This window comes from Pseudomonas sp. NIBRBAC000502773, assembly GCF_006517195.1.
GTDB lineage: Bacteria > Pseudomonadota > Gammaproteobacteria > Pseudomonadales > Pseudomonadaceae > Aquipseudomonas > Aquipseudomonas marginalis.
Window position 1 is genome coordinate 5201346 of sequence record NZ_CP041189.1, and the last position, 12564, is coordinate 5213909.

10 protein-coding genes and 1 pseudogene are annotated in these 12564 nt (G+C 60.4%); 2 read left to right on the forward strand and 9 right to left on the reverse strand.

Features of this window, described 5'->3' with window-relative positions; all coding sequences use genetic code 11:
* Window positions 1-27 precede the first annotated feature (27 nt).
* The 8 genes from NIBR502773_RS24120 to NIBR502773_RS24155 form a co-directional block, all read right to left on the reverse strand.
* Window positions 28-3660, reverse strand: a complete 3633-nt coding sequence (locus NIBR502773_RS24120) for a transporter substrate-binding domain-containing protein (RefSeq protein WP_141157126.1) — start codon at window positions 3658-3660, stop codon at window positions 28-30.
* 8 nt (window positions 3661-3668) lie between these two features.
* Window positions 3669-4289, reverse strand: coding sequence for a response regulator transcription factor (locus NIBR502773_RS24125; protein ID WP_065939963.1), 621 nt, complete (start codon window positions 4287-4289; stop codon window positions 3669-3671).
* Window positions 4290-4545: 256 nt separating this feature from the next.
* Window positions 4546-4941: a response regulator gene (locus tag NIBR502773_RS24130; protein WP_141157127.1), complete on the reverse strand. Its 396-nt coding sequence runs from the start codon at window positions 4939-4941 to the stop codon at window positions 4546-4548.
* A gap of 171 nt (window positions 4942-5112) precedes the next feature.
* Entirely contained in the window at window positions 5113-6444 is a 1332-nt protein-coding gene (locus tag NIBR502773_RS24135) for a deoxyguanosinetriphosphate triphosphohydrolase (protein WP_141157128.1), read from the reverse strand.
* 71 nt (window positions 6445-6515) lie between these two features.
* Complete coding sequence (locus NIBR502773_RS24140; protein WP_141157129.1) at window positions 6516-7679, reverse strand: EAL domain-containing protein; 1164 nt, start codon at window positions 7677-7679, stop codon at window positions 6516-6518.
* 90 nt (window positions 7680-7769) lie between these two features.
* Window positions 7770-8108 carry a hypothetical protein gene (locus NIBR502773_RS24145; protein ID WP_141157130.1) on the reverse strand — a complete coding sequence of 113 codons (339 nt, stop codon included), beginning with the start codon at window positions 8106-8108 and terminating at the stop codon, window positions 7770-7772.
* Entirely contained in the window at window positions 8105-8488 is a 384-nt protein-coding gene (locus NIBR502773_RS24150) for a phage holin family protein (RefSeq protein ID WP_065939958.1), read from the reverse strand. Before NIBR502773_RS24150 ends, NIBR502773_RS24145 begins: the two co-directional genes overlap by 4 nt.
* Before the next feature lie 3 nt (window positions 8489-8491).
* On the reverse strand, window positions 8492-8806 hold the full coding sequence (locus NIBR502773_RS24155; RefSeq protein ID WP_012723021.1) for a YqjD family protein: 315 nt from the start codon (window positions 8804-8806) through the stop codon (window positions 8492-8494).
* A gap of 347 nt (window positions 8807-9153) precedes the next feature.
* On the opposite strand from NIBR502773_RS24155, the gene NIBR502773_RS24160 reads away from it, so the two are divergent.
* Window positions 9154-10362: an ammonium transporter gene (locus NIBR502773_RS24160; RefSeq protein WP_065940001.1), complete on the forward strand. Its 1209-nt coding sequence runs from the start codon at window positions 9154-9156 to the stop codon at window positions 10360-10362.
* Here the strand turns inward: NIBR502773_RS24160 and NIBR502773_RS24165 are convergent.
* Window positions 10349-12078: pseudogene (locus NIBR502773_RS24165) on the reverse strand (cation:proton antiporter). The gene NIBR502773_RS24160 and the pseudogene NIBR502773_RS24165 sit on opposite strands and share 14 nt — an antisense overlap.
* 200 nt (window positions 12079-12278) lie before the next feature.
* Here NIBR502773_RS24165 and NIBR502773_RS24170 point away from each other — a divergent pair.
* Complete coding sequence (locus NIBR502773_RS24170) at window positions 12279-12515, forward strand: glutaredoxin family protein (RefSeq protein WP_027607016.1); 237 nt, start codon at window positions 12279-12281, stop codon at window positions 12513-12515.
* Window positions 12516-12564: the final 49 nt, after the last annotated feature.

Consider the following 12564-nt stretch of genomic DNA (forward strand, 5'->3'; position numbering starts at 1 on the left):
GAAATAGGGGGCGCGACCCGCCCCTGATCAGCCATCCAGTTCCTCAAGCCGCACTTGCAGCATCCTCTCCAACTCCAGCATCAGCTTCTCCAGGGACTTTACACCTGCCTCGATCAGGGGCTGATCATCACCCCGGGCACAGGCCTGTTCGACGGCTTCGCATTGTGAGGCCAGCGCAGAGGCTTGAACGATGCGCGCGGCCCCCTTGATCTTGTGAGCCTGTTCGATGATCTCTTCGGGCAAGGCCTGCGCTGCGATCAGTGCGACCAGCTCCTGGCGATCCTGGCGACTGCTGCTCAGCAACTCTTCCAGCAAGAGGCGGCTCATGTGCGGATCGCCACCGGTAAGGGCCTCGAAGTTGCCGATGTCCAGGGTCATGCCGCTGGGTTGAGGACTGATCTTCGCCAATTGCCGCTCCAGCGCCGTAAGGTTGATGGGTTTGAACAGGCAGTCATCCATGCCTGCCTGCGCACAGCGTTGTTTCTCTTCGGGCTGGGCATTGGCAGTAAAACCCAGTACCACGCAAGGTGTCAGCTGTTCGCGTTCCTCGTATTCGCGTATCGAACGACTCAGCTCGTAGCCATTCATGATCGGCATGTTGCAATCGGCGATCACCAGGTCGAAGCGCTCCTGGCGCCAGGCCTGGAAGCCGGAGGCGCCGTTCTGGGCGGCGGTGTATTGATGACCCAGGTAGCCGAGCTGCTGGCACATCAACAGGCGATTCGCCGGATGATCGTCCACCACCAGCACATTGAGCACCGGCACGTTCGAGGTTGCGGCGGGCTTGAGCTCTTCGGCCACCTGCAGCGCCTGCAGGCGATTCATTTTCAGGCTTACATGCACCTGGGTGCCCACCATGGGCACGCTGCTCAGGCTCAGTTGCCCGCCCATCATCGCGCACAGGCTGCGACAGATCACCAGCCCGAGGCCCGCACCGCTCCTGGCCAGCTGTCCTGAGTTGTCCGCCTGGGCAAAGGGTTCGAACAGGCGCATCTGGTCGTCCCGGCTGATACCGATGCCGGTGTCCTCCACCACCAGTTTCATCTCGACCTGCTGCGGCAGTTCGGTGGCTGATACTTCCACCTTGATCTTTACCTGGCCACGTTCAGTGAATTTGATGGCGTTGCTGATCAGGTTGGACAGCACCTGCTTGAAGCGCAGCGGGTCGATCAGCACTTCGGTGTGTTCCAGATCAGGCGTGAACTCCAGCAGCAGGCTAAGGGTTTTCTGGCGTGCCAGGCCGTCGAAGACACGCACCACCGACTCGATCACCTCCCTCAGGTTGACGCGTTCCGGTGCCAGGCTGAGGCGACCGGATTCAATCCGCGCGATGTCCAGGATGTCGCCGATAAGCTCCAGCAGATCCTTGGCCGAGTTGTAGGCAACCTCAATGGCCGGGCGGTCGAGGTGGCCCTGGTCCGCCCGTTTGAGGGTCAGCTCGAGCATGCCGATCACCGCGTTCATCGGCGTGCGGATTTCGTGGCTCATGGTGGCGAGGAATGTGCTTTTGGCCCGATTGGCCTCGTCGGCCCGTTCCTTGGCGGTGCGGAGTTCGTCGAACAACTGGCGTCGTTCACTGATATCGATCCAGCCACCGATGATGCCCTGAACTTCACCGACGGAGTCGCGGTACGGCAGGATCCAGTGGTAGATCGTCAGTTTTTTTCCGCGAATATGCAGGGTGCGGTCCAGGATCAGCGGGTTGCCCTCGGCCACCACGCGCCGATAGTCGGCATGGTATTGCGCCGCCTCGACGGCGAGGGCTGTGCTGATCTGGACCGCGCTTTTACCTATCACGTCCTCGCGCTTGACGTCGAACGCCTGCAGGTAGCTGTCGTTGCAGGTCTGCAGCAGCCCCTTGTTGTCACGTACGTAGATCGGGTGCGGGGTTTCGTTGACCAGGGCGCGCATGAACTCGAACTGATCATTGAGGGCGCGCTCGGCCATTTTCCGGTGCTTGATCTGGCGGCGCATGTACGCGTTCCAGCTCAGGGAAATCAGCAGCAGGAGGCCGGTCCCGATGACGATGCGCGCAATCAGTTGGTGATAGTCGCGCCAGTAACTGTCCGAGGCGGCGGTATAGCCGCGCCAACGACTGTTGATCACGCCGAGTTCGTCCGGGGCGATGCTGAGCAACGCCTTGTCGAGAATCGAGCTGAGTTCGGTGGCGCTGCGTGATGTCGCCAGTCCGAAGGTAGCCGGCATCGTGCCAATACTGAAGCTGATTTGGATCTTGTCCTGGAGTATCTGCGAGGACAGGAAGTAATTGGCGACCACCAGGGTATTCACCGCGCCCTCTACATGGCCTTGTACCAGCAGTTCGGCTGACTTGAACGTGTCGCCGGTATCTACCAGCTGAATCTTTGGGAAGTGCTCACGCAGGAATTTTTTCAGCGGGCTGCCTTGCGTGATCGCCAGGCGCTTGCCCTCCATTTCCTCAAGGCCTGTGGGGGCCTGGCCGTCCTTGCGTGTCAGCATCACGTAGGAGTTTTCCAGGTAGGGACGACTGAAGTTCAGTTGGGCTTCTCGCTCGACGCTGGGGATGATTGCTCCGACGATGTCCGCTTTGCCGGTTTCAACGTGCTCGATCATGGTGTTCACATCACGCCCGCGCTGAATCTCGAAGCGCAACCCGGTGCGCAGGCGAATCAGTTCCAGCAGGTCGGCCGTAATGCCGCGGAAATTGCCATCGGCGTCGAAGAAGGTCAGCGGCGCAAAGGTGGGGTTCACGATCACTTTGACGACCGGGTTTTCCCTCAGCCAACGTTCTTCGCGAAGGCTCAGTTGCAACTTTTGGTCGGTCAGGAGGATGTCGCTGCCGGCACTCCAGCGTTTGGCAATCGTTTCCCGTTCGGCAGTGGGCACGGCCCTCAGCACGGCGTCGACGATGCTCAACAGTGTCTGCTGGGCCTGGGGCATTGCAAAGCTGAATCCATAGGCTTCATGTTTGCCGAAATTCGCCATGCGGATGTTTTTCAGGTAACCCTTGTTGATCATGTAGTGGGTGGAAATGGTATCGCCGAGAAAGACGTCTGCCTGGTCGAAAGCCACGGCATTCAAGGCGTTTTGATAAGAAGGGTAGGCACGGATGATTGCCTTGGGGTATAGCTTTTCCACTTCGTGCAGTGGCAGATAGTGATAGACCAATGCCAGGCGCATGCCGGCCAGCCCATCATTCAGGCTGCGGGTTTCACCTTCGCGGGTCACCAATACCGGCCGGTCCACGGCGTACGGTTCTGACAACGTCAGGTTGGGATTTGCCGCTTCAAAGCTGTTGGAGGAACCCAGTAAATCGATTTCCCCTGCTTCGAGGGCACGAATGGCGGCCTCTCGGGAGGAGTAGCGCAACACTTTTACCGGCACGTCCAGCGCCATTGCCAGCAGGCCGGCGTAGTCGGCGGTGAGCCCCTCATAGTCACGCCCACTGGAGGTGAGGTCAAAGGGCGGGTAGTCAGGAGACGCTGCGCCCAGTACCAGTTCGCGTTTGTTCTGGAGCCATTGGCGTTGGGCCTTGTTCAGGTAGGGTTCCAACTGCACGGAGCTCGCGCGACTCAATAGGTTGAAATGCTCCGGGCTCGCTGGAGGGGTTGCAGGCACGGCGGTGCTGAAGCACAAACCGGCACTCAATATAATCAAATAGTCCTTTATACGCCTGGGCATCCGGTTTCTCACACTAGCGCGTTTCGTTTTGCCATCTCGATAAGTTCTACCAAGGACTTGGCTTGAAGTTTTTGCATCAGCCTCTTTTTATATGTGCTTACTGTTTTGTTGCTCAGGAACATACCTTTAGCTATTTCCTTATTGGTGCGGCCCTGTGCGAAAAGTTGCAATACCATCAACTCGCGATCATTTACGGCCTTGAACAGTTCAAGTTCCTTTCCGCTTTCATCGCAGGGGGTCAAGGCCTGGCTGGGGAAGTAGTTGTAACCGGACAGTACGGCGCGGATGGCGCTCATCAGCTCGCTCAGGTCACCTTCCTTGCACACGTAGCCATCGGCCCCCGAACGCATGCAGCGCGTGGCAAACAGGGTGGGGGATTGAGCCGTCAGAACCAGGGTTTTCATCGAAGCGTTCATGGCGTTGAATCGGCACAGCACTTCCAGGCCATCGAGTTTTGGAATGCTGATGTCGAGGATGATCAGGTCCGGCATGCATTCGCGGACCATTTGTATGGCGTCGCATCCGTTATCCGTTTCGCCGACTACTTTGAAGTTTTCTTCGTGCTCCAGCAACATTCGTATGGCCAGTCTTATAACGGGATGGTCATCAATAATAAAAACTGTGTTCATGATCATATTCCATGCAGGTACAAATAAAGCGGGCACATTAGCTCAGAAGCCGATGGGTAAGCATGAACTTGGGTGGCAACAGGTATAAAACAGGAAAGTTCCTACATTAAAAAAGGTAAAAGCCTACCCGTCTCTAAGGAGTCGTAACGCGAAAGGCCAATGCTCCGCAGAGGCGCGGGCTGAAGGAGCGTGGCAGGGACTTTACGGTTGTTGTGCGCGAATTTTCTGACCGATCAATTTGTTTAAAGTCCTACATTTATAACGTGAGTAATGTATGGGTCAAACGTGCCAGCTCATCTTTATTCAACGGCTTTGGTAAGTAACCGAGTAATGGCAGGCCACGTTTGTGGGCTTGGGTTTGCAACGCTGAAAGTTCTGCCTCGGGAAGTCCGCTGAGCAAGATGGCGGTCTTGATAAAGCCTTGGCGACTGGCGATTTCAATCAATTCAAGCCCAGGCAGGTCGGGCAGGCACTGGTCACAGAGGATGATGTCGAAGGGCGCTTCGGCCTGGGTCATCAAACGGATTGCCTCTTCGGCGTTTTCGGCCGGGACCAGGTGCTCGAAGCCGAAGCTCCTCAGCAGGCATTGGGTGGCGAGCAGTTGAAAGGGATGGTCCTCCACCAACAGGATCCGAAGGGGGTAACGGGGCATAGAAGGCACACGGTGAGTCAAGCGTCGATAGGGGGCACGTAGGAACTGTTCGCCAGACCTGCCCGGAGCGTGCGCGATTATTCTTCGGGTGCTTGTGCGAATTCGATCAGGCCGCTCTGTTCCCATCGTAGGCAGATTCTGTTCAGTAAACAGGCGGCGTGATCAGCCAGGTTATTGAGGGCTGGAGCGCCCGGTCATCTCCCGTGCCATCTCGGTGGCATAGCTGTCGGTCATGCCGGCGATGAAGTCGATCATCCGCAGGAACGACCTGTGCAGCGGCCACGCAGGGTCCGGCGCGTTGTTGCCCAGAAGGTCGAGAATGCGCCGGTTCTTGAACGATGGCGTGCGTCCGCCATGCTGCTCCAGGGCCGCGCCGCAAAAGGCGTTCAACAGGATTTCCAGGGTGGTGTAGGCACCGATCTCGTGCAGGGTCTTGCGCTTGTCCTGGAATATTTTCTTGCGCGCCATGTCCTTGGCATCCAGCACGCAGCGTTTGGCGGGGCCGTGCATGTGTTCCACCAGGTCTCCGGGCAGGGTGCCGGCAAGCAAGGCATCCTGTTGTTCGACGAAGGCGCGCGCCGCGGCGTTGGTCAAGTGCTCGATGGCCTTGCCGCGCAGGATCGCCAGCTTGCGTCGGCGCGAGTCCTGGGCGCCCAGTTGCCGGTAGGTCTGCGGCAGGTCGTCGCCCACCAGGTCGAGCAGCAGTGACTCGACTTCGGTGTACTCCAGCAGGTCCATTTCCAGGCCGTCCTCCAGGTCGATCAAGGCGTAGCAGATGTCGTCTGCTGCCTCCATCAGATAGACCAGTGGATGGCGAGCCCAGCGTTGTTCCTCGAGTTGCGGCAGGCCGAGCTTGCCGGCGATCTGTTCGAGGATCGGCAGTTCGCTCTGGTAGCAGCCGAACTTGTGTTTCTTGTAACCCAGGGAGTCGGCGTGGCGGGCGGTCCAGGGGTACTTGAGGTACGTGCCCAAGGTCGCGTAGGTCAGGCGCGTGCCGCCGTCGAACTGGTGGTATTCCAGTTGGGTCAGTACCCGGAACCCTTGGGCATTGCCTTCGAAGTTGAGGAAGTCATTGCGCTCGGCGCTGCTCATGTCGTCCAGCCAGCCGCGCCCCGCTGCCTGCTGGAACCAGTGGCGGATGGCGTCTTCGCCGGAATGCCCGAACGGCGGGTTGCCGATGTCATGGGCCAGGCAGGCCGATTGCACCACCATGCCCAGGTCGCTCGGGTCGCACCAGTCGGGCAGGGCGCTGCGCAGGGTTTCGCCCACGCGCATGCCGAGGGAGCGGCCTACGCAACTGACTTCCAGGGAGTGGGTCAGGCGTGTATGGATATGGTCGTTGCTGGACACCGGGTGCACTTGGGTCTTACGGCCCAGGCGGCGAAACGCGCCGGAGAAGATAATGCGGTCATGGTCTTTGTGAAACGGGCTGCGGCCGAGTTCTTCCGGGCTGTGCAGGGGTTTTCCAAGGCGTTCGCGGGTAAGCAGGGTGGGCCAATCCAAGGCGGGTACTCTCCGTACGGTGAATGACCCTCCCAGCTTCCCGGTTCCGCCTTGGCGGGGCAAGCGAAAATCTACAGCCCGGCCGCGTCGATATCGATTAACAGCAAGCGCTGACCGTTATCGAAGAATTGTCCGGCGGTGAGGCAGTACTGGTTGGTGGTGGCGTCGCGGTAGGTCGAGGACAGCGTCAGGCGACGCTCCTCCCAACCTTCGGCCAGCAGGTGATAGAAGTACGGGCGCCATGACCAGTTGTGGCCCAGGTAGCGGCTGTCGGCCTGCCAGGCGTCCTGGCGCCATTCGAAGTTGGGGGTCAGCTGGGTGCCATGCCGGTCGCACTGGTAAAAGCGCAGCAGCCAGGGGAAGGCCGGCAGTTGGGGCAAGTGATCCAGCGGGGCTTGGGCCTGTGCCCAGGATTGCAGGATTTTCATCAGTTCGGTCAATTGCTGGCGCAGTTGCATGATGCGCCCGCGTTCGGCCAGCTTCTGCTGGACATACGCCGCGCGCAGTTGGTCAAAGCGCGGCACGAAGGCGTCGGTGGCGAACCAGTCCAAGTGCGCCTGGGCAAACAGATAGCCCTGCACGTAGCGCGAACCGCATTCCAGGGCGAAGCTCAGCTGCGCCTCGGTTTCCACGCCTTCGGCAATGATCCAGCAGCCGGTCTTTTCCGCCATCTGCGCCAGCGCCCGCACGACGTCACTGCTCGGTCCGCCCCTGGCGGCTTGCTGGAACAGGCGCATGTCCAGCTTGAGGATGTCCGGCTGCAGCGCCAGTACCCGGTCAAGCTGGGAATAGCCGGCACCGAAATCATCGATGGCGATGCGCGCACCGGCCTCGCGATAGCGCGCCACCACCTCGGCCAGGCGCTGGATATCGCCGCCCAGTTCGGTGATCTCGAACACGATGCGCTGCGGGTCGACGCCATGGCTGTGGATCTGTTTGAGGCTCGGCAGCGCCTGGCCCGGACGCAATTGGTTGATCCAGCGCGGCGAGATATTCAGGCTCAGGAACCAGTCTTCCGGGGCTTCATGCAGGCGGCTCAAGGCATTGTCGCGAATCTGCCGGTCGAGACGGCGCAAGGTCGCGCCTGGCGTGCGTGGGTCGGCGAACAGCGGACCAACGGTCAGCAGGCTGCCATCAGCCTGGCGTAGGCGCCCCAAGGCCTCGACGCCGGCAATGCGCCCGGTGGCGGTATCGATAAACGGCTGGAAGCAGGCGAGCGGTTGCCCGTCAATCACGGGGCCTCCTTAAAAGCATTGGCGAAAAAAGGCCCGGCCCTCGAAAACGAGGACCGGGCCATTCTGTTAGCAAGAATGCAGCCAGCAGGCTCAACCTTTGCGTGAATTGCCCTGCATGGCCAGTTTGATCAGTGGGATCAGACCGGCACCGAGGCGCACCAGGCGCGTCACGCTGCTGATACCGCCGCCCTTGGCGCCTTTGCCGGTCAAGAACCCCATCAGCGTCACCGCGGCCACACCCCACAGTGGCGCGTGCTTGATGCCCAGGCCACCCTGAAAGCTTTGGCCCATGTTGCGCACCTTGTTCAACGGCACCATCAATTGTTGGGATTCGTGGCGAATCTCCTGGCGGTGCATCTCCATGCGCAAGCGGATCAACGCCTTGCGCATTTCCCGGCGGGAGGTTTGCTGGATTTCATTCGAGCTCATGGCAACAGGCGCTCCCGATCATTGGCCAGCTCTTCGAGGGTGGCGTGGAACGGCGTGGATTCATCGAACACCGCCGCTTTCAAGCGCACCCCGCAGAAGGCAGCGGCCAGGCTGTAGAACACACAGAGGCAGATGATCCCGGTCAGGCGGTAGCCGGTGTCCCATACCAGGATCATCACCAGCGTCGACAACCCCACCAGCAACAACAGGGCAAACACCAGCGCCAGGCCGGCAAACAGCAGCAGGCTGACGGTACGGGCCTTTTGCTCCTGCAATTCGATGCCAAACAGTTCGACGTGGCTGTGCAGCAAACCAAGAACGGCCGCGCCCAGGCGTCGTGAAGTTGAGCCCGTGGACGAGCTGCTTTCGCCGATAGACATGATTTAGCGCCTTGTAGCCAGAAGGCCGATCAGAAAGCCCACGCCGGCGGCAATGCCTACCGACTGCCAAGGGTTGGCCTGCACGTAATCTTCGGTCGCGGTGACCGCCGCCTGGCCGCGTTCGCGCAGGGAGTCTTCGGTCTGCTTGAGGGTTTCGCGGGCCTGTAGCAGCGTGTCATGAATCTTGGCGCGCAGCTCATCGGCCTGGTCGCCCGCAAGCACCTTGGTGTCGTCCAGCAACCTTTCGGTGTCAGTGACCAGGGTTTGAAAATCCGCCATCAGTATTTCTTGAGCAGTCTTTGCAGTTCTTCTGGCCATGGTTATCTCCGTGATTGGCTGATCGGTACGTGTGGTTTCGAGTCACCGGTATCGGTGAAGGTTCAGTGCAATTGTCTGGTACAGCTTTTGCTTTGCCTTGGTGCGCACGCCCCGGGGCTTGCGCTGAATCCGGGCGGTCGGGGCTCAAGTCTCGAAAAACCTTACCCTAAATAATTGAAACTCGCGGAAAAACCCTGTCGGCAACGGCCTGTTGTGTTGAACGCTGCCCTAAAGCGGTTCACGCCCTCTGAAGAGGGGCGGTGCCGGTGGTGCCAATTTAGTGCGCGCAATCCCTGGCTTGAACCGCTTTGGTGCTTTTTGCCTTTAACGCAGGCCTGCCAACCTCCATGGAAAATCTGCAAAGTGCAGTGGATACCCTCGTCCACAGCTCCAACACCCTGTTTATCCTGATCGGTGCGGTCATGGTCCTGGCCATGCACGCCGGCTTCGCGTTTCTGGAAGTCGGGACGGTGCGCCAGAAAAACCAGGTCAACGCCCTGTCGAAGATCCTCAGCGACTTCGCCATCTCCACCCTGGCCTATTTCTTTATAGGCTATTGGATCTCCTACGGCGTGAGCTTCATGCAACCGGCGGCCGTGATCAGCGCCGATCATGGTTATGGCCTGGTGAAGTTCTTCTTCCTGCTGACGTTTGCGGCAGCGATCCCGGCGATCATCTCCGGCGGTATTGCGGAGCGTGCAAAGTTCGCTCCGCAGTTGTGCGCCACCGCGTTGATCGTGGCGTTTATCTATCCGTTTTTCGAAGGCATGGTGTGGAACGGCAATTTCGGCCTGCAGGCCTGGTTGCTCAAGACGTTCGGCGCCAGCTTCCATGACTTTGCCGGCTCTGTAGTGGTGCATGCCATGGGCGGCTGGCTGGCGCTGGCGGCGGTGCTGCTGCTGGGCCCGCGCAATGGGCGCTACCGCGAAGGGCGCCTGGTGGCGTTTGCGCCGTCGAGCATTCCGTTCCTGGCGTTGGGCTCGTGGATCCTGATTGTCGGCTGGTTCGGCTTTAACGTGATGAGCGCGCAAACCCTGGACGGCGTCAGCGGCCTGGTGGCGGTGAACTCGCTGATGGCCATGGTCGGTGGCACCGTCGCCGCCCTGGTGATCGGTCGCAACGACCCAGGCTTCCTGCATAACGGTCCGTTGGCCGGGCTGGTGGCGATCTGCGCCGGGTCCGACCTGATGCATCCGGTGGGCGCGCTGGTCACCGGTGTCGTCGCTGGCGGACTGTTTGTGTGGTGCTTTATCGCTGCCCAGGACCGCTGGAAGATCGACGACGTGCTGGGGGTGTGGCCACTGCATGGCCTGTGCGGTGTATGGGGCGGGATTGCCTGCGGCATCTTTGGCCAGACCGCGCTGGGTGGATTGGGCGGTGTGAGCCTGATCAGCCAATTGATCGGTACGGGGCTCGGCGTGGCCGTCGCGCTCGGCGGCGGCCTGCTGGTGTACGGCGTGATCAAGCGCGTACACGGGCTGCGCCTGAGCCAGGAAGAGGAGTATTACGGCGCAGACCTGTCGATACACAAGATCGGTGCGGTCAGTCAGGATTGATCGGCGCCTCTTCGTCGGTGCTCGGGTGCGTGTAGAAACCGTGCAGCAGGCGATAGCGGTTGTGCCGGACTTCATCGACCCGCGCCTGCACCTGTTGGTCCGGCAGGCCCAGCAGGATCAATGCGTGGGAGGCGAGCATCAGGCTCGACTCCAGCAGCTCGGGCACCACTTCGCTGGCGCCCGCAGCTTTCAACTCAGCCAGTTGGCTGTCATCGCGGGTGCGCACCAGGATCGGCACGTGGGGGTTGATATGGCGGGCTTCCTTGAGCACCGCCAGGGCCACCTCACTGTTGTCCACGGCAATCACCACCAGGCACGCCCGTTCCAGGCCCACGGCACTGAGCAAGGCACCACGGCGACAGTCGCCGTAATGCACGCTGCTGTCTTCGGTGGCGGCTTCCTGGACCCGTTCCGGGTCGTCATCCAGGGCGATAAACGCCTGTTGCTCATTGCGCAGAAAGCGCCCGATGGATTGCCCGACGCGGCCATAGCCGCAGATAACCGCATGCCCGTGTAATTGGGCGTTGAGGGCGGCAATTTCTTCAAGTTGAACCTGTTGGTTGGGCTTGCGGTGCAGGCGCAGGGCAATCGCCGGCGCGGCGCGCAGCAGCAGTGGGGTCAGCAGCATCGAACAGAACGTGGCGGCGAGCAACAGACCGTTGAACTCATCGGGTATCAGCCGGCTCTGTTGCATCTGCGCCATCAGGGCAAAACAGAACTCACCGCCCTGGGCCAGGGCCAGGCCGCTGCGCCAGGCGGTTTCACTGTCGCTGCCGCGCAGCTTGACCAGCGCGGCCACCACTCCGCCCTTGATCAGCATCAGCGTGAGAGTCATGCCGAGGATCAACAGGCTGTGGCTGACGAACAACTGCAGGTCGATGAGCATGCCGATGCTGACGAAAAACAGCCCCAGCAGGATGTCGCGAAACGGGCGGATATCCGCTTCGATCTGATGGCGGTAATGGCTTTCACCCAGCAGCATGCCGGCCAGGAAGGCACCGAGGGCAGGGGAGAGGCCCAGCAGATGCGTGAGCCAGGCGGTCAGCAAGACGATCACCAGCGCCAGCAGCACAAACAGCTCTGCCGAATGGGAAGCGGCGACCTCATGAAACAAGCGCGGCAGTAACCAGCGGCTGGCGAGCAACAGGCCCACGAACAACACCACGGTTTTGCCCAGCGTCAGCGGCAACGCCTAGTACCAGGCCTGCTCGCTGCTGCCGGCGAACACTGGCACCAGCGTCAGCAGCAACACCGCCACCACATCCTGGAACAGCAACACGCCGATCGCGTTCTGGCCATGGCTGCTGAAGATTTCGCCGAGGCTGGTCAGTTCCTTGCTGACGATCGCCGTGGACGACAGCGCCAAACCTGCACCCAGCAACAAGGCGATGCCCGGCGCCACACCAAAGGCCATCAACAGGCCCCCAGCAGCACGCTGCACCCCAGCACCTGCAAGCTGCCCAGGCCAAATACCACGCGGCGCAGGGCGAGCATCCTGGTCAGGGAAAACTCCAGGCCCAGGGAAAACAGCAGGAACACCACGCCCAGTTCGGCGAGGTCGGGCAGCTCTTCGCTGTCATTCACCCAGTCGAGGGCCGTGGGCCCTACGGCCAGGCCCACGCACAGGTAGCCCAGCACGGGTGGCAGTTGCAGCCGGCGAAACAGCGCAATCACCACCAGGGATGAGGCCAGAATGATCAGCAGGTTGGCGAACACAAGCATCTCCGTTGCAGGGTGAGCGGGCAAAAAGCCGCGAGAATCGCTGAATCAGTTATAGGCCATGGTGATCTGGGTCAGGGTTTATTGTGGCCGGCGGATTTCCGGAGAGCGAACGCTGTACCTGTGGCTAGCCCGCTCGCCACAGGTTTTTGTCAGGCTTAGAATGCTCGTCTACTTACTGATCAGGGCCATTCGCCATGCTTCCTGAATGCCAGTTGTTCGGCACCCTGGGTTGCCATCTTTGTGAGATTGCCGAAGCCGAAATCATGCCGCTCGTCGAACGCGGGTTGCTGGTCGAGTTGGTTGATATCACCGACCCCGACGACCTGACCGACGCCTACGGCCTAAGGATTCCGGTGCTTCGGCGGGTGGACACGGGGGCTGAACTGGATTGGCCCTTCGATGCGGATCAGGTTGTCGCCTTCCTGCGCTGACGTTTATGCGATGGCGGGTTTCCGAATATTACGTTACTGTATGTTTGTA